Origin of the sequence: Staphylococcus hyicus (genome assembly GCF_000816085.1) — a bacterium.
GTDB classification, from domain to species: domain Bacteria; phylum Bacillota; class Bacilli; order Staphylococcales; family Staphylococcaceae; genus Staphylococcus; species Staphylococcus hyicus.
In genome coordinates this window covers 1,168,866-1,185,410 of sequence record NZ_CP008747.1, presented here as the reverse complement: position 1 = coordinate 1,185,410, position 16,545 = coordinate 1,168,866, and the positions used below count along the sequence as shown (strand labels likewise).

15 protein-coding genes and 1 other annotated feature are annotated in these 16,545 nt (G+C 35.5%); of the genes, 4 read left to right on the top strand and 11 right to left on the bottom strand.

The window, feature by feature from the left end:
- The first annotated feature begins 10 nt into the window (after positions 1 to 10).
- Positions 11 to 1,273, top strand: coding sequence for a BaiN/RdsA family NAD(P)/FAD-dependent oxidoreductase (locus SHYC_RS05665; protein WP_039645207.1), 1,263 nt, complete (start codon positions 11 to 13; stop codon positions 1,271 to 1,273).
- A gap of 982 nt (positions 1,274 to 2,255) precedes the next feature.
- Here SHYC_RS05665 and SHYC_RS05655 read toward each other — a convergent pair.
- The 3 genes from SHYC_RS05655 to SHYC_RS05645 all read right to left on the bottom strand — a co-directional run bounded on the left by SHYC_RS05655 (position 2,256) and on the right by SHYC_RS05645 (position 6,530).
- The gene (locus SHYC_RS05655) at positions 2,256 to 2,567 is read right to left on the bottom strand and encodes a rhodanese-like domain-containing protein (protein WP_039645205.1); all 312 of its coding nucleotides are present in this window, start codon (positions 2,565 to 2,567) and stop codon (positions 2,256 to 2,258) included.
- Between the two features lie 22 nt (positions 2,568 to 2,589).
- A complete protein-coding gene (gene leuS / locus SHYC_RS05650; RefSeq protein ID WP_182736135.1) occupies positions 2,590 to 5,004 on the bottom strand; it encodes a leucine--tRNA ligase in 2,415 nt (804 codons plus the stop codon).
- Between the two features lie 45 nt (positions 5,005 to 5,049).
- Positions 5,050 to 5,234 (bottom strand) — a binding site (T-box leader).
- Between the two features lie 114 nt (positions 5,235 to 5,348).
- A complete protein-coding gene (locus SHYC_RS05645) occupies positions 5,349 to 6,530 on the bottom strand; it encodes an MDR family MFS transporter (protein WP_039645200.1) in 1,182 nt (393 codons plus the stop codon).
- 111 nt (positions 6,531 to 6,641) lie between these two features.
- Here SHYC_RS05645 and SHYC_RS05640 point away from each other — a divergent pair, with 111 nt between their 5' ends.
- Together SHYC_RS05640 and SHYC_RS05635 are read left to right on the top strand one after the other, a co-directional pair.
- Positions 6,642 to 7,601 carry a tRNA modification radical SAM protein MnmL/YtqA gene (locus SHYC_RS05640; RefSeq protein ID WP_039645198.1) on the top strand — a complete coding sequence of 320 codons (960 nt, stop codon included), beginning with the start codon at positions 6,642 to 6,644 and terminating at the stop codon, positions 7,599 to 7,601.
- Positions 7,598 to 8,161: a tRNA 5-(aminomethyl)-2-thiouridylate-methyltransferase MnmM gene (locus SHYC_RS05635; protein WP_039645196.1), complete on the top strand. Its 564-nt coding sequence runs from the start codon at positions 7,598 to 7,600 to the stop codon at positions 8,159 to 8,161. The genes SHYC_RS05640 and SHYC_RS05635 overlap by 4 nt, the downstream gene beginning before the upstream one ends.
- A gap of 99 nt (positions 8,162 to 8,260) precedes the next feature.
- Here the strand turns inward: SHYC_RS05635 and SHYC_RS05630 are convergent, their stop codons facing one another.
- From SHYC_RS05630 to SHYC_RS05615, 4 genes are all read right to left on the bottom strand, one after another.
- A complete protein-coding gene (locus SHYC_RS05630) occupies positions 8,261 to 8,671 on the bottom strand; it encodes a transcriptional regulator, SarA/Rot family (protein ID WP_039645194.1) in 411 nt (136 codons plus the stop codon).
- A gap of 109 nt (positions 8,672 to 8,780) precedes the next feature.
- Complete coding sequence (locus SHYC_RS05625; protein WP_039645192.1) at positions 8,781 to 9,734, bottom strand: L-lactate dehydrogenase; 954 nt, start codon at positions 9,732 to 9,734, stop codon at positions 8,781 to 8,783.
- Between the two features lie 128 nt (positions 9,735 to 9,862).
- Positions 9,863 to 10,684, bottom strand: a complete 822-nt coding sequence (locus tag SHYC_RS05620) for an alpha/beta hydrolase (protein ID WP_039645190.1) — start codon at positions 10,682 to 10,684, stop codon at positions 9,863 to 9,865.
- A 163-nt stretch (positions 10,685 to 10,847) separates the two neighbouring features.
- Entirely contained in the window at positions 10,848 to 11,180 is a 333-nt protein-coding gene (locus tag SHYC_RS05615) for a hypothetical protein (protein WP_039645188.1), read from the bottom strand.
- A gap of 569 nt (positions 11,181 to 11,749) precedes the next feature.
- Here SHYC_RS05615 and SHYC_RS05610 point away from each other — a divergent pair.
- Positions 11,750 to 12,790, top strand: a complete 1,041-nt coding sequence (locus tag SHYC_RS05610) for a proline dehydrogenase family protein (RefSeq protein ID WP_052257827.1) — start codon at positions 11,750 to 11,752, stop codon at positions 12,788 to 12,790.
- A 279-nt stretch (positions 12,791 to 13,069) separates the two neighbouring features.
- Here the strand turns inward: SHYC_RS05610 and ribH are convergent, their stop codons facing one another.
- The 4 genes from ribH to ribD are packed head-to-tail and all read right to left on the bottom strand — an operon-like array spanning position 13,070 to position 16,415.
- Positions 13,070 to 13,528 carry a 6,7-dimethyl-8-ribityllumazine synthase gene (gene ribH / locus SHYC_RS05605; RefSeq protein ID WP_039645186.1) on the bottom strand — a complete coding sequence of 153 codons (459 nt, stop codon included), beginning with the start codon at positions 13,526 to 13,528 and terminating at the stop codon, positions 13,070 to 13,072.
- Between the two features lie 11 nt (positions 13,529 to 13,539).
- The gene (locus tag SHYC_RS05600) at positions 13,540 to 14,721 is read right to left on the bottom strand and encodes a bifunctional 3,4-dihydroxy-2-butanone-4-phosphate synthase/GTP cyclohydrolase II (RefSeq protein ID WP_039645184.1); all 1,182 of its coding nucleotides are present in this window, start codon (positions 14,719 to 14,721) and stop codon (positions 13,540 to 13,542) included.
- A gap of 13 nt (positions 14,722 to 14,734) precedes the next feature.
- On the bottom strand, positions 14,735 to 15,364 hold the full coding sequence (locus SHYC_RS05595; RefSeq protein WP_039645182.1) for a riboflavin synthase: 630 nt from the start codon (positions 15,362 to 15,364) through the stop codon (positions 14,735 to 14,737).
- Positions 15,365 to 15,368: 4 nt separating this feature from the next.
- Positions 15,369 to 16,415: a bifunctional diaminohydroxyphosphoribosylaminopyrimidine deaminase/5-amino-6-(5-phosphoribosylamino)uracil reductase RibD gene (ribD, locus tag SHYC_RS05590; RefSeq protein WP_039645180.1), complete on the bottom strand. Its 1,047-nt coding sequence runs from the start codon at positions 16,413 to 16,415 to the stop codon at positions 15,369 to 15,371.
- Between the last annotated feature and the right edge of the window lie 130 nt (positions 16,416 to 16,545).

Genomic DNA, 16,545 nt, shown 5'->3' with positions numbered 1-16,545 from the left:
AATTCACGCTATGTGCTATCAAACAATTGTCATCGGCGGCGGCCCAAGTGGCCTAATGGCTGCAATTTCATCAAGCGCGCAAGGGCAAAACGTTTTATTATTAGAAAAGAAAAAAGGCCTCGGTCGTAAATTGAAAATTTCAGGTGGCGGTCGTTGCAACGTGACCAATCGACTACCATATAATGAAATTATTAAACATATTCCCGGAAATGGTAAATTTTTATACAGTCCTTTTTCCGTTTTTGATAATGAATCTATCATCTCGTTTTTTGAATCGCGAGGCGTTCCTTTAAAAGAGGAAGATCACGGTAGAATGTTTCCAGTCAGCAATAAATCTGAAGATGTGTTACATGCACTTGTTGAAACGTTAAATCAGCAACATGTCACAATTAAGGAAGAAACAACCGTAACCTCTGTATCTAAAAATAGTGAGCAATGCTTTGAAGTTGTCACAGATGACCATCAAACATATGTCTCAAAATCATTAATCATCGCAACAGGTGGAACGAGCGTCCCTCAAACAGGTTCAACTGGTGACGGGTATCGCTTTGCTAAAACGTTTAACCACACAATAACAGAGCTTTTTCCTACAGAAGTGCCCATCAAATCAAGTGAAGCGTTTATTAAATTAGAAACGCTAAAAGGATTAAGTTTAAAAAATGTAGCGTTATCTGTACTAAAGAAAAATGGTAAAAAACGTGTAACACATCAAATGGATATGATATTCACTCATTTTGGAATCAGTGGCCCGGCTGCTTTAAGATGTAGTCAATTTGTATATTATGAACAAAAACAACAAAAGCAACCTTTAATTGACATGCATCTTGATGTCTTTCCTGACATGAATGAAACTGAATTAAAGGCGTACGTAACGACTTTACTTTCATCAACACCTGATAAAATAGTAAAAAACAGCTTGCATGGTTTAATTGAAGAACGTTATTTAACATTTATGCTTTCAAAAGCTGAAATCGACACAAATACTACATATCATCATTTAACATCACAACAACTTAATCAATTTATCCATCTATTAAAAAACTTTACATTTAAAGTAAATGGCACACTCCCTTTAGACAAAGCCTTCGTTACTGGAGGCGGTGTTTCGATTAAAGAAATTATGCCCGCTACAATGGCATCAAAGTTAGTACCTGGTCTGTTCTTTTGTGGAGAAGTACTGGATATTCATGGTTATACTGGTGGTTATAATATTACAAGTGCACTTGTTACTGGCTATGTAGCTGGCTATTATGCTGGATTCCATACGCTTTAATAAATGGCCTTGGACATAACTCCCCTGTTAATCCAAAAACCAACAAAATTCTTCGCATGATGTGCACCCCAAAAGTTAGACAAAAAATCTAACTTTATGGGGTGTGTTTATGTGGGTAAAAGATACCAATTCGAATTCTAGTTCGCCCCTCTAATTGTATTCAGAACTATCAAATATAATTGCTTTCTTGCTTTTTTATTTCCTCTACGATTAATAGTACCTTGATAATTGATTGTCCTAATTGAAATATACGAATACCAACGTATGCATTTAACTTTTTATTCTTAGAAAACTTTATAATAAATCCTCCGATGAATAAAGCTGTTGTTAGTCTTCCAAAACCAGGAAGAGAAAGAAGCATTTCGAATTCCGAAAGTTGTTGGACTAAATTAATCTTTTCTTGATTGTAATGTTTTCTTTCTTCTCGAAGATGTAAAAGGATATTCACTACGCATCTTACTTTATTAATTAAAAAATGATCTTTAGATACGCTCGGAGAACTTTCATTAGCTAATTAAATACGTTTGTCTCCATAGTTTTCAATTTTAATAGCGCGCATACCCTTTAAGGAAACTTTTGAGGCTGAGACACAGCGAGCTCGTTAATCAAAAAAACCAAAATTTCTCGGACGTGAACTTTGTGGGTTGTATATATAGTTTTCATGAGGGGAAGAATGGTGAAAACATCACTTTGATTGCGTCCTTACCCGAGACATCTGAGGCATTAAGCCGAAACTAAAAATCCATTTTGAGCGACGAAATCCAAGATATTTCTGCGCTCTAAATTAGTTGAGGTAAGGCGCCTAGAAAAGCGAGCATACTCCTTTAATTCTTTATATCATTATTAAAGTTAATCAGTTTGATAATACAGTTTTATTAACCAAGGGACTAGACAACCTATTTCTTTCAAACACTATAAAAAATAGCGGTGAAGAATTCTATCTTCATAAAATTCTTCACCGCTAATCTTAGTATGTTTATTTTTAAATACGTTTAAATTCTAAGCCTTCACTACCCCATGCATTCATACCACCTTCGATATTTACAGCATCGATACGATGGTCAATTAAATAATCTGCAACCTTTGCGCTACGTACACCACCTGCACAAACGATATAATACGTTTCGTCCGTATTAAATTCATTCAAATGATTAGGAATAGTGTTCATTGGGATATGCTTTGCGTTTGGAATCATTCCCATAGCTACTTCTTCATCCTCACGAACATCAATCACATTTACAACATCATGGCTTAATAATAAAGATTTTAATTCGTCAGTGGTGATTTCTTTCATTTCTGAACATCCTTTCATCAATCTATTTTGCTACAATATTAACAAGTTTTTGAGGTACGGCAATGACCTTCTTGATTTCTTTACCCTCAATAGCCCCTTTAATATTCTCATTTTCAAATGCAAGGCGTTCCATTTCTTCTTTAGAAGCATCTTTAGAAATTTCTAATTTTGCACGTACTTTGCCGTTGACTTGAACTACAATTTCAACCACTTCACCCTCGAGTAATTGCTCATCATAGCTCGGCCATGGTTGATAAGTAATTGTACTTTCGTGTCCTAAAATCGACCATAATTCCTCACCCACGTGCGGAGCAATTGGTGCTAACATTTTTACAAAACCTTCTACATAAGATTTGTTGATTTTTTCAGCTTTATAACACTCATTTATGAAGACCATTAATTGACTAATTGCAGTATTAAAGTTTAACGTTTCAAAGTCTTCAGTAACTTTTTTCACCGTCTGATGATATATTTTTTGTAATTGCGGTGTATCTTCGTCAACAACTTTCGTACTTAATTCATGCTGATCTGAAACAAGCAAACGCCAAACTCGGTCTAGGAATCGTCGAGAACCATCGAGACCATTTTCACTCCAGGCAATAGAAGCATCTAAAGGTCCCATAAACATTTCATATAATCGTAGCGTATCCGCACCATGCGATGCTACGATATCATCAGGATTTACGACATTACCTTTCGATTTACTCATTTTTTCATTACCTTCACCAAGAATCATACCTTGGTTAAATAATTTTTGGAAAGGCTCTTTTGTCGGTACGACACCAATATCGAAAAGTACTTTATGCCAAAAACGCGCATATAGTAAGTGTAATACCGCATGTTCTACACCACCGATATAGAGATCAACCGGTAACCAATGTTTTAATTTTTCAGGATCTGCTAACATTTGGTCATTTTTAGGATCGATATAGCGTAAATAGTACCAACAGCTTCCCGCCCATTGTGGCATAGTATTTGTTTCACGTCGCCCTTTCATTCCTGTTTCCGGATCGACCACATTCACAAACGCATCGATATTTGCTAATGGCGATTCACCTGTTCCCGAAGGTTTAATTTCATCTGTTTTAGGAAGAAGCAAAGGCAATTCATTTTCAGGTACTGTCGTAATTGACCCGTCTTCCCAATGAATGATTGGAATCGGTTCGCCCCAATAACGTTGACGGCTAAATAACCAGTCTCTTAGTTTATAGTTTACCTTCTTCTCGCCTAATCCTTTTTCTTCTAAAATTTCAATCGCTTTAGCAATTGCATATTTATTGTTTAAACCATTTAATTCATTCGAATTCACATGAATACCGTCTCCACTGAAGACACCATTTGTCAATTCACCTTCAATAACATAGTGAACTGGCAAATTAAACGTTTGAGCAAATTCATAGTCACGTTCATCATGACCCGGAACCGCCATGACTGCACCCGTACCATACGTAGATAACACATAATCTGCAATCCAGATCGGTACACGTTCACCGGATAATGGATGTTGTGCATAAGCCCCTGTAAATACTCCTGACTTTTCTTTCGCTAAATCAGTACGTTCAAGATCAGATTTTTTTGCCGCTTCTGACTGATACTGTATTATTTTATCTTTTTGAGCTGGCGTTGTAATTTGATTCACTAATGTGTGCTCAGGACTTAACACTAAAAATGTTGCACCATAAATGGTATCTGGTCGTGTTGTAAATACTTCAATCGATGCGTCACTGTTTTCAATACCGAATGAAACTTTTGCACCTTCAGAACGACCAATCCAGTTACGCTGCATATCTTTAATAGATTCCGGCCAATCAAGTGTTTCTAGATCTTCTAACAATCTGTCTGCATACGCAGTGATTTTTAAAACCCATTGTTTCATCGGACGACGTACAACAGGATGACCACCACGTTCAGATACACCATCTACAACTTCTTCATTAGATAATACAGTCCCTAACGCTTCACACCAGTTGACCGGAATTTCATCAATGTATGCAAGCCCTTTTTTATATAATTGAATAAAAATCCATTGTGTCCATTTATAATAATCAGGGTCTGTTGTACTCACTTCTCGATCCCAATCATAACTAAAACCAAGCTCTTGAATTTGACGCTTAAACGTTTGAATATTTCTTTTTGTAAATTCCGCCGGACTATTACCTGTATCTAATGCATATTGTTCAGCTGGTAGTCCAAATGCATCCCATCCCATTGGATGCAACACATTATAACCCTGCATACGCTTATATCTAGAGATAATATCTGTTGCCGTATATCCTTCTGGATGCCCCACATGTAACCCAGCACCTGAAGGATAAGGAAACATATCTAAAGCGTAAAATTTCTTTTGGCCTAAGTTATCTTTCGTTTTAAAAGTTTTATTTTCTAGCCAATAGGTTTGCCACTTTTTTTCAATCTCTTGATGATTATAATTCACAATCATTCCTCCTAATTAAAAAAACATCTCAACCCAATTATGTCTACAAATAGGGACGATTTTCACCGCGGTACCACCCTAGTTCACTTGTGTGCGCTTCATTACATAATGGATTGAGATGTCATTAAATTCATTTAGTATCGGCAAGTTCATTCATCCTATAACGTTAGTTTCCAGCACCACTAACTCTCTTTAGATATAACAATGAATTACTACTCCTTGATTTATTTTAAAACTATAAAATAAACCCTTGTCTCTGTATTGAAACATCACTTGAGACATGCTTCTCATACGATTCATTACTATCATATGAAATTTATAACGATTATGCAAGCTAATATCTTTACTTATCGATATAACATTTTCTTATCTATACGTCTATCAAAAATAGAGATAAATCCGATGGACACCATTAACAATCCAATCATTGAAAGAAACATCACTTGCATATTAAATACATCTACAAGGATACCACCAATTAATGGTCCGAACGCTTTGCCTACTGTAGATGCAGAGTTAACGATACCTTGATAGACCCCTTCTCTTCCTTTAGGAGATAAAGTATTCGCTATGGTTGGCACGGCAGGCCAAACAAACATTTCAGCAAAAGTTAATATCACCATACCAACGATAAACATTGTAAAGCTTTCCGCAAAACTTGTAATAAAAAAGGAAATGATGAAAATCAACACCCCAACATAGAGTTGCTTTTTCAGTTGACCTTTTAATACATAAATAATCGGTGAAATAAGGGGTTGTCCTAGCAGTATCAGCATACCATTGATAGTCCAAAGCAAGCTGTATTGACTCATTGAAATCCCAATTTCTTGCGTAAAGGATGCGATTGTTGTTTGCCATTGTACATATGCAATCCAACAAATTGCAAACATCACACAAATTAATAGTAATGCTTTAAAATGTTTTTTATTTTGTACATGTGTCATACCCTCTAACGTTTCCGCAGTTTTAACAGTAGCACGATATTCTATTTTAAAATTCAATAGTGCTACAAAAAAGAAAACTACATACATGAGTAAATTTGCTAAGAAAATATAGTTAAAACTAAGTTCAGCAACAAATCCACTTAACGCTGCTCCCACTGCGACACCAATATTTTGCGCGAGATATATAGCGTTAAACGTTTGGCGACCACCTCTAGGCCAAACCGCTCCCGCCATTGCATAAATCGCTGGTATAATCATTCCCCCACCAAATCCTAAAATGATAAGCCATAAGGGATACCATGGCCAACCATGAAAAAAATTCAACCCGGCCGTAGCAAACAAACTGATCCACGTACCTGACATAATGGTTTGATATCCACCTAAACGATCAAATAGTGCGCCTCCTAATAAATTACCCACGACCATACCAAAAGCATTTACCATCAATACAATTCCCGCTGTACTTAATGATTTCCCTAAAACTTCACTCATATAAATTGTATTTAATGGCCATAAAAAACTGGCACCCGTGATATTAATTGCCATTCCAATCACAAGCCACCAAATTTCTTTCGGCATTTTCATATGTTTGACACCTCTTCATTTCTTTGTCTTTATTTTTTCACTATAACACGACTACCACAAAATATGTTAAAATCTTGAAATACATTTAATTTAGAAAGGAAGTTTCTTCATATGGGTAAATACTTTCCCTATGCATTTGAAAACAAAAGGTATCACACGCTAAATTACCATCTGAAACAGCATTTTGGACAAAAGATTTTCAAGGTCGCTTTAGATGGAGGTTTTGATTGCCCAAACCGAGATGGTACTGTTGCTCACGGCGGGTGCACGTTTTGTTCAGCCGCTGGCAGTGGTGACTTTGCAGGAAATCGAGCCGATGCCATTCATGTTCAATTTAAAGAAATTAAAGAACATATGCATGAAAAGTGGCATGAAGGTCAATATATCGCTTACTTCCAAGCTTTTACAAACACACACGCACCTGTACATATACTACGCGAAAAGTTTGAAGCAGCCTTAAATGAAGAAGGTGTTGTTGGGCTTTCTATAGGCACGCGTCCAGACTGTTTACCTGATGATGTGGTGGCATATTTGGCTGAACTGAATCAACGTACCTATTTATGGGTTGAACTCGGGCTTCAAACCGTTCATCAAGAAACATCAGACCTTATCAACCGTGCTCATGATATGGCGTGTTATTATGAAGGCGTACAAAAATTAAGAAAACACAATATTAATGTTTGTACTCACATAATCAATGGTTTGCCAGGTGAAAATTATGACATGATGATGGAAACTGCGCGCGTCGTATCTCAAATGGATGTACAAGGCATTAAAATCCATTTACTTCATTTGTTAAAAGGCACACCTATGGTCAAACAATACGAAAAAGGATTATTGCAATTTATGACTAAAGAAGAATACATTCATTTAGTGTGTGATCAACTTGAATTATTACCTCCATCTATGATCGTGCATCGAATTACGGGTGACGGGCCAATTGATTTACTCGTAGGTCCTATGTGGAGTGTCAATAAATGGGAAGTATTAAATGAGATAGATGCAGAATTAGAGCGAAGACAGTCCGTACAAGGTGCTCATTATCATCCTAATCAGAAGGTGTTACAATGATAGTCCAACGTATTTTGCCATTTGCAAAATCATTAATCAAATCCCATGTTAGAGATGACAGTATTGTTATTGACGGTACATGTGGAAATGGTCATGATACCGAATTTTTAGCACAAACAGTCCCTAATGGTCATGTCTATGCATGTGACATTCAATTACAAGCAATTGAACAAACGCGTCAAAAAGTTCAATCTTATTCTAATGTCACAGTAATTCACACTGGTCATGAAAACATTACACAATACATCGATACAACGCATCGCTCAACAATTGATGCCGCATTGTTTAATTTAGGCTATTTGCCTAAAGGAGACAAGACCATCGTTACCAACGCGCCGAATACAATTAAAGCATTTGAAAGTATATTCGAATGCCTACGCCCAGAAGGTATCATAGTTTTAGCGATATACCCGGGTCACCCAGAAGGTTATGAAGAAAGCCAACTATTAAATGCATATTTTGAACAATTAAATCAACAACAAGCCCACGTTATTAAATATGAGTTTATAAATCAACAAAATCATCCCCCTTATATTATTGGTATAGAAAAACGGAAGTGAGTTAATGCCCTCACTTCCGTTTTATTCTATACATGTATTCAAACTTAATTGAATCATTTTACCATTAATATCAACGTTAATTAGGAACCATCCATAGATTTATATTTCGCAGCCATTTATGATGGAATTAAGTTGATTTTTTAAGTTATCTTGCCTATTTTCAATGGCAGTACATGTAAAATCAATAAGTTCTTGTTTATCTTGTGATTTGTTCTCATTAAAGTGGATAATCACAGTGCGTTCATCGTCTGAAGGTCGTTCTTTTACAATCCATTTTTTTTCGACTAAATTGTTAAACGTTCGTGTTCGTTTATAAGCTTTTACTTTGACATAATTGTCCATATCTTTTAAAGTCATAGAACCTTTATCCCACAACGTAAGTAGAATAAGAAACTCTTCTTTAGATAAATTAAATTGTTTGTCAATCTCATCAAAAATCTCTTCGACTTGCTTTTGCAAATTATCCAAAAGAACGATATCACTTACATCATATTTTGATTTTTTTCCCATGATTAAGCCTCCAATATAGATTATCCTAATTGATACAATAGTCATTATGATATGTGTACCCTAAACATTGAAAGCTTAATCATATCGTTAATTAATTATCGACTTTTAATTATTCAAATAAATATTCAATAGAATCTTGCATATCTTTTAATACTTTGCAAGATTTCGCAAATTTTTCTTTTTCTTCATCATTTAATGGTGTTTCAATAATTTTAACTGCACCTTCTCTATTGATTAAAGTAGGTACGCCTGTATACACACCTTCATGACCATATTCGCCTTCTAAATAACTTGAAACTGTTAATACAACATTTTGATTACGTAATATTGCTTTAGAAATGTGCATTAATCCCATTGCAACGCCATAATATGTCGCACCTTTAGCTTTAATGATATCATACGCTGCGTCTCGCGTTTGTACATAGATATCTTCAATTAAATGACTTTTAGCAGGGTCTTTTTTCAATTCGTCATAAAGAGATACACCTGCAATTGTTGCGCTAGACCATACTGGTACTTCAGAGTCGCCATGCTCACCAATAATGTTGGCATGTACACTTGAAGGTGCAACATTAAATGCTTCACTTAATAGATGTTTGAAACGCGCTGTATCTAAAATTGTACCCGAACCAATCACTTTATGTTTTGGTAAACCAGAATATTTTAATGTTACATAAGTTAAAATATCAACAGGGTTTGCTGCAATTAAGAAAATTCCATCAAAACCACTGTCCATAATAGAAGTAATAATACCTTTATATATTTTTGCATTTTTTTCTACTAAATCTAAGCGAGTTTCTCCAACTTTTTGCGGCGCGCCAGCACAAATCACGATTAAATCTGCATCGCCACAATCTTCATATTTACCTGCTTTTACTTTTACTGGAGACATCGCATACGGTGCACCATGGTTTAAATCTAATACGTCACCACGAACTTTATCTTCATTAATATCAATGATGAGCAATTCATCTGCTACACCTTGACTTACCATAGTAAATGCGTAACTCGCACCTACTGCACCATTTCCTACTAAAACTACTTTGTTACCTTTTTTTGACATACTGACACGCTCCTATCTACGTAGTCCTTTAATCAATTATGTTATATGTGATATTTTTCACATTATTAATTTACCATGAATTCTATTTGCATGCAATATTTTACATGTGATTGTCATAACCATGTCACTTATAACGTGACCTGATCTTCCACTACAAATCCCGCTGCAAAGACACGATTATTTAAAAAACTTAAAACATAACGCATTACCGCTTCACGTTCTATTTCATTGTGTATTTCATGCACCATCCCTGGCCACGCTTTATAATACATTTCATCGCACATACACTGTTGTATGACATGCTGCGTAACTGTTGTATCAGATACTGTATCTTTCGTCCCGTACATAACACATAACGGCAACTTAGGAAGGGTATCCAAGTGTTCTATTGTTTTCTTCATAGCTTGCGTCACTTGCTTATACCAATGATAACTCACTTTTTTTAACATTAATGCATCTTTTAATGTTTCCTCTTGTACTACTGGGTTCATCGTTAAATCTTCTATTTGGAAACCCAGTTCAAATTTTGCACTTTTCGAAACATCTCCGAGATGTGAAGTTACCAAATGTTTTCGAGTTTGATTGGTTTGATGAAACGCAAATAGCGGTGATATCAAAACAAGACCCTCTAGAGCTAAATCAAATTTTTCAAGAACATTGACAGCAATAAGCCCACCTAGACCAACCCCAAATACAAATGTAGGTAGGTGATATTCTTCTGCAATTTGAATCCATTCTAGCACACGTTCTTGATAGACATCAAAATGATCGATTTGTCCTTTTTTCGTTCTCGAACTTTGCCCTTGTCCAGGTAAGTCTCCCATAATGACATGATATCCATTTCGACGCAAATGTGTAATGACATAAGCATACCGCCCCGTGTGTTCTAACATATTATGTATTATCACTACGACACCTTTAGCTTCATTTTCTGTTTCCCATTTCCACATACTATTGTTCCTTCCTATTTCAGAAATCTTTAATTTAATCTTATCAATTCTTTACAAAATGTGCCATCAAATATAAAACGTACGTCTATGTCAATTTATGACAATAAACGTACGCCAAAATCATTCATCAATATAGCGCCTATAACAGCTCTTTGTAACGACATTATGCGAGTTTAAATTTGCGTCTAAAAAATGGAATGCGTGAAATTAACACTACAAGTAGGACTTCATAAAATGTAGGGAAAAATTTAGCAACTATCATTAAGAAAAATTGCCCGATTAAAGTCCCTTCACCTTGCATGGCATTAAAATTACCGACAATCCCTGCATCAATTAAATTTAATCCAATAATTAATGTAATAGCTATCCATAATTTTTTACTGAAAAACACGATAGCCAAGCCGATTAACGTTAATAAAATAAGCTCAAAAACAAAATATTGGAAAAAGGTATCCAAATCGGTGCCTAATGTGTAAAAAATCAAATCTCTAAACATTTAAAAACTCCCTTACATATGCTTAATACTATTTTAACATGGTATCGCCATTTTAAATTTAAAGTTATCGTTAAGATTTACATCTTATCGTTTACATCATTTTAACAATTCGGAAAGTTCATTGAACCTTTAACGTAGGTTTACAATCTCTTTGCAGCACATTTAAACCAGTATGCTAAGGTACAAGTAAGTCAAACTGTAAAGGAGTTAAAACATGAAATTTTTCCTAAAGTGTGCACTTAGTTTTTTCATTATTTTTAATCTCCCTATTTTTTCAGCTGCCCTACAAGAGCCTATTGATGCAAGTATACAGTTTACACGATAATTTGTTACTTTATTCGTATGTCCATATGAATATGATCCTCTGCGCCTCCCTTATTTTTATAGCCATCAATATTCATGAATAAATGTTTTGATGGCTATTTTAAGAAACGCTAGGGTAATTTCACACCCCCTACTCCCTCTCTTTTTCATTAAATTCTAAAAACTTTTTTGAAACCGTTTTCTTACACTATATAATCGTGATACACTATCACTATGAGCATTACAGAGACATGGGAGGAATCAATATGGGTTTAGTTAAGAATTTTTTTATGGCGTTATCTAACAATGCTTTTTTAAATGCGACGGCAAAAAAAGTGGGACCTTCACTTGGGGCAAAAAAAGTTGTAGCAGGAAATCAATTGCCTGATATTGTTAGCACGATAAAACGTCTGAATGATAAAAACATCGCTGGCACTGTAGACATCCTTGGAGAATTTGTTCACAACCGTCAAGAAGCGATTGACGCTAAAAATGAAATTTTAAAAGTAATGAAAGTATTACATGAAAATAAGCTCGACGCACATATGTCTATAAAATTAAGTCAACTTGGTATTGAATTTGATCGTGCTTTAGCATATGACAATGTCTACGAAATCGTAAAAACAGCTAAATCTTATAACAATATGCACATTAATTTCGATACAGAGAAATATGACAGTTTATTTGATGTAACACAAACATTAGATCGTTTAAAAAGTGAATTTACGAACGTTGGGACTGTAATTCAAGCATATCTATTTAAAGCTGACGTTCTCTTAGATAAATATCCTGATTTGCGATTGCGTTTAGTCAAAGGGGCATACAAAGAATCGCCACATATTGCTTATCAAACTAAAGAAGAAATCGATAACAATTACATAAGATTAATCGAAAAACGTTTACTAAACGCTAAAAACTTCACCTCAATCGCGACACATGACCATCATATCATTAATCATGTTAAAGCATTTGTAAAAGAAAATAACATTGATAAATCTAAATTTGAATTTCAAATGTTATATGGTTTTAGAACTGAATTAGCTGAACAAATTGCGAAAGAGGGATATCACTTTACGATATATGTTCCATATGGTGATGACTGGTTTGGTTATTTTATGAGAAGATTGGCTGAACGTCCTCAAAACTTAACACTTGCTTTTAAAGAGTTTGTTAAGCCAAAAACACTTGCAGTTGTTGGTGGCTTAGCACTTTTAGGTACATTGTTTAGTTATTCTCGTAAGAAATCCAAATGTCACAAGCAGAATAATTCGGCAGAAGAAAAGCAACGTTGTATTAAAACGTTATAACGAACAATTTTGTATATAACTGGCAACATAGAGAAAAATTAGGAGTGGGACATCCCAATCCCGTTCATTAAAAACATCCAACAACATTCATGAGTATATGAACAGTGTCGGATGTTTTTTATTTTTATTCAAAGATGTGGTCTTTACGAGAAGGATTTTGATGGAGTTAACATGTCATTTCATTTTGATTGATACCCCAAATCCTTTTATTAAGCAAATTCAAACGCTTCATAAAGACATCTACATATGTCATGTACGCATATTTCATACATGTTATATTTACAGGGTTTTAAGAAGATTTGCCATTTCAATTGCACCTACTGCAACTTCAGCACCCTTATTCCCTGCTTTCGTACCAGCGCGCTCAATCGCTTGCTCAATATTTTCGGTCGTAACGACACCAAAAATTACCGGCACACCTGAATCATCACTCGCTTTGGCAATGCCTTTAGCTGCTTCATTGCAAACATAATCATAATGTGTCGTTGCCCCTCTAATAACACAACCTAAAGTAATAACGGCATCATATTTGCCTGATTGTGCCATTTTCTTAGCAACGATTGGCAATTCGAATGCACCTGGTACATATGCGATATCAATGTCATCTTCCTTTACCTGATGACGTTTGAGCGCATCATTCGCCCCATCAACGAGTCGACTTGTAATAAAATCATTAAATCGACTCACGACAATCCCAATTTTTAAACCTTCTCCAATAAGTTGACCTTCAAATTTCATCATTTTACCTCCTAAATTAAATGTCCCATTTGTGTTTTTTTAACTTCTAAATAGTCATGATTATTTTCATTTTCGCATGTAATTAAAGGAATACGTTCCTTAATATCAATTTGATATTTTTTTAATCCCTCAAATTTCTCGGGATTATTGCTTAATAAATTCACAGATGATACGCCCAAATGTTTTAACATTTGGGCCGCAATATCATAATCTCTTAAATCAGGTTCAAAACCTAATGCTTCATTTGCAGAAACAGTATTATAACCTTGCTCAATTAATTCATAGGCTTTTAGTTTATTCATTAAACCGATTCCGCGTCCTTCTTGAGGGAGATAAAGAATGATTCCATCATGTTCTTGTATATATTGCATTGCTTTTTCCAGTTGTTCGCCGCAATCACAGCGTTCACTATGAAAGATGTCACCTGTGGCGCAAGCAGAATGAATGCGCACATTCATTTCAGGCTTAATGTCGCCTTTAACAATTGCCAAATGTTCTTGACCATCAAATTCAGACGTAAAACCCAACATGTCGAATGTGCCATAACGTGTTGGCAGTTTTACTTTTGCTTCTTGTTTAATTAATTTACGATTTACTTTTATATAGGACACTAAAGACTCAATTGTAATCATCTTTAATTGATGTTCATCCTTAAAAACTTGTAATTGATGACCACGTGCCATTGTCCCATCTTCATTCATAATTTCACATATAACGCCAGCTGGTTTGGCATTGGTTAATAATGCTAAATCAACCGCTGCTTCTGTGTGACCACGTCTTACAAGCACACCATTATCTTCTGCAATCAATGGGAAAATGTGTCCAGGTTGATGAAACGTGTGTTCATTCATTCCTTCTTGTACCAGGGCTCGTACAGTTTGTGTACGTTCAAACGCACTAATGCCCGTTGTAGATGATACATGGTCAATACTCGCTGTAAATGCTGTTCCGTTTGGATCTTTATTTTCATATACCATAGGGACTAATCCAGCTTGAGTAGCGATTTCTTTTGAGATTGGCGCGCATATTAACCCCCGACCATATTTGGCCATAAAGTTAATGGTATCATCGTGCATCCATTCTGTAACAGCTACGAGATCCCCTTCATTTTCTCGATTTTCATCATCTAAAACGATAATAGGTTTACCGTTTTTAAGTTCTTCTAAAGCTAGTTCAATTGAATCAAATTCCATCCTAATTCCTCCATTAAAATCCCGCTTTTAACAAATCATCGATTGCGAGTTCTTGTTTTGTTGTATTGAGTGCTTGAACGTATTTGAATAACATATCTGTTTCAAGATGCACAAAATCTCCATGTTTTTTTTGAGACAAAGACGTTGCTTGACGCGTTTCAGGAATTAAATGAATGTTAAAACTGGTTAGATGTTTCTCGAATACTGTTAAACTAATACCATCAACCGCAATAGAACCTTGCGGAATCATTTGTGCCAGTAGAGTGCTTGGCGCCTCAATTGTATAAATCCATTCATTCGCTGACTTTTGAATGTGAACTATTTTACTTTTACCGTCTACATGTCCTTGAACAAAATGACCACCAAGACGTCCTGTAGCAAGTAATGCACGTTCAAGATTAACGCAATCACCAACTTTTAATTGGCCCAAATACGTTTTATTTTCAGTGCCTAAAATGACGTCTACATTGAAACTGTGGTCATTGAATGCGGTCACAGTTAAACATGTACCATTCACACTTATAGAGTCACCGATGGACATGTCCTCAATAATTTTTGAACATGAGATAGTTAATTGAGTCGTGGGATTTTGTTTGCGGATAGAAAGAATTGTTCCGACTTCTTCAATGATACCAGTGAACATGTTGTCACTTCCTTTTCATGTGGATTTTCACATTTGTATCTATTAATGATGTCTCAACAATTTCAAATTGGTGGGTGTCACTAAGCTTACATACAGTTTCGGTTTGATAGAACTGATTTACGCCTCGTCCACCTATTAATTTCGGGGCTAAATATAAAATGAAATGCGTTACCATTTTAGATGATAAAAATTGAGAGGTTACATTTGGACCTGCTTCGACAAGAACACGTCCAAACCCTTTTAAATATAAATCCCTTAAAATATTGTCTACATCACAACATTCTAAATTTATCACTTTTATGTTAGAAAGTGAGGATTTTAAAGTTTTATTTTCGGTATAAATTAAAACCGGACTATCATTATCATGAAACATGTTAGAACACCAATCAATGTCACCTTTACGTGCCAAAATGACTCTAACCGGTTGCCTTCCTTGTTCAGAGCGCACAGTCAAGCTCGGATTATCGCACTTTAAAGTGCCAGAACCTGTGATAATTGCATCATGTTTATGACGTAAACGAAATACATCCTTCTTTACAGAGGGATTCGTAATCCACTGACTTTCAAAATGATCTGTGGCTTGTTTGCCATCCAAACTCGCGCTTACTTTCACAGTAACTATCGGATGTCCCTCTTGCTTGCTTTTAAAAAATGATGCATATAATTGTGCAGCTTTCGGGTGAGGTCGATAATCTACTTTAACCCCCTCCTGTTCCATCATATGATGACCCGTCGCAGGCAACGTAACATCGCGCGCTGCATAGACAACATGCGTAATTCCCGTTTCGATTATACGCTTTGCACAGGGTGGCGTTTTGCCAAAATGAGAACATGGTTCTAACGATACATATATCGTTGCACCTTTCACCTGGTCTGCGCCTGCCATATCAATTGCTTGGATTTCTGCATGACGTTCACCTTGTTTTAAATGCGCACCCATACCAATGATACGGCCGTTTTTCACAATGACTGCGCCTACAGGTGGGTTTAAACCAGTTTGACCTTCTACCATTTGTGCTAACGTAATTGCTTTTTCTAAAAAATGATTCACTCTTTCACCTCAAAAAAAACCACCCGATTGTCGATTCGAGTGGAAGGTAATATGAAAAATAGACATCACAAAATAAACTGATGTTCTATTATTTTTCATCAGCAAATAAACATAAACATGTTATGTTTGT

Bases quoted from the DNA above. Each gene is read 5' to 3' on its own strand.
- SHYC_RS05655 (WP_039645205.1), bottom strand. From the start codon at position 2,567: ATGAAAGAAATCACCACTGACGAATTAAAATCTTTATTATTAAGCCAT.
- ribH (WP_039645186.1), bottom strand. From the start codon at position 13,528: ATGAAATTTGAAGGTCAACTTATTGGAGAAGGTTTAAAAATTGGGATT.
- SHYC_RS05640 (WP_039645198.1), top strand. From the start codon at position 6,642: ATGGGTAAATACTTTCCCTATGCATTTGAAAACAAAAGGTATCACACG.
- SHYC_RS05645 (WP_039645200.1), bottom strand. From the start codon at position 6,530: ATGAAAATGCCGAAAGAAATTTGGTGGCTTGTGATTGGAATGGCAATT.
- SHYC_RS05635 (WP_039645196.1), top strand. From the start codon at position 7,598: ATGATAGTCCAACGTATTTTGCCATTTGCAAAATCATTAATCAAATCC.
- SHYC_RS05610 (WP_052257827.1), top strand. From the start codon at position 11,750: ATGGGTTTAGTTAAGAATTTTTTTATGGCGTTATCTAACAATGCTTTT.
- SHYC_RS05665 (WP_039645207.1), top strand. From the start codon at position 11: ATGTGCTATCAAACAATTGTCATCGGCGGCGGCCCAAGTGGCCTAATG.
- SHYC_RS05625 (WP_039645192.1), bottom strand. From the start codon at position 9,734: ATGTCAAAAAAAGGTAACAAAGTAGTTTTAGTAGGAAATGGTGCAGTA.
- SHYC_RS05620 (WP_039645190.1), bottom strand. From the start codon at position 10,684: ATGTGGAAATGGGAAACAGAAAATGAAGCTAAAGGTGTCGTAGTGATA.
- SHYC_RS05615 (WP_039645188.1), bottom strand. From the start codon at position 11,180: ATGTTTAGAGATTTGATTTTTTACACATTAGGCACCGATTTGGATACC.
- SHYC_RS05595 (WP_039645182.1), bottom strand. From the start codon at position 15,364: ATGTTCACTGGTATCATTGAAGAAGTCGGAACAATTCTTTCTATCCGC.
- SHYC_RS05600 (WP_039645184.1), bottom strand. From the start codon at position 14,721: ATGGAATTTGATTCAATTGAACTAGCTTTAGAAGAACTTAAAAACGGT.
- SHYC_RS05630 (WP_039645194.1), bottom strand. From the start codon at position 8,671: ATGGGAAAAAAATCAAAATATGATGTAAGTGATATCGTTCTTTTGGAT.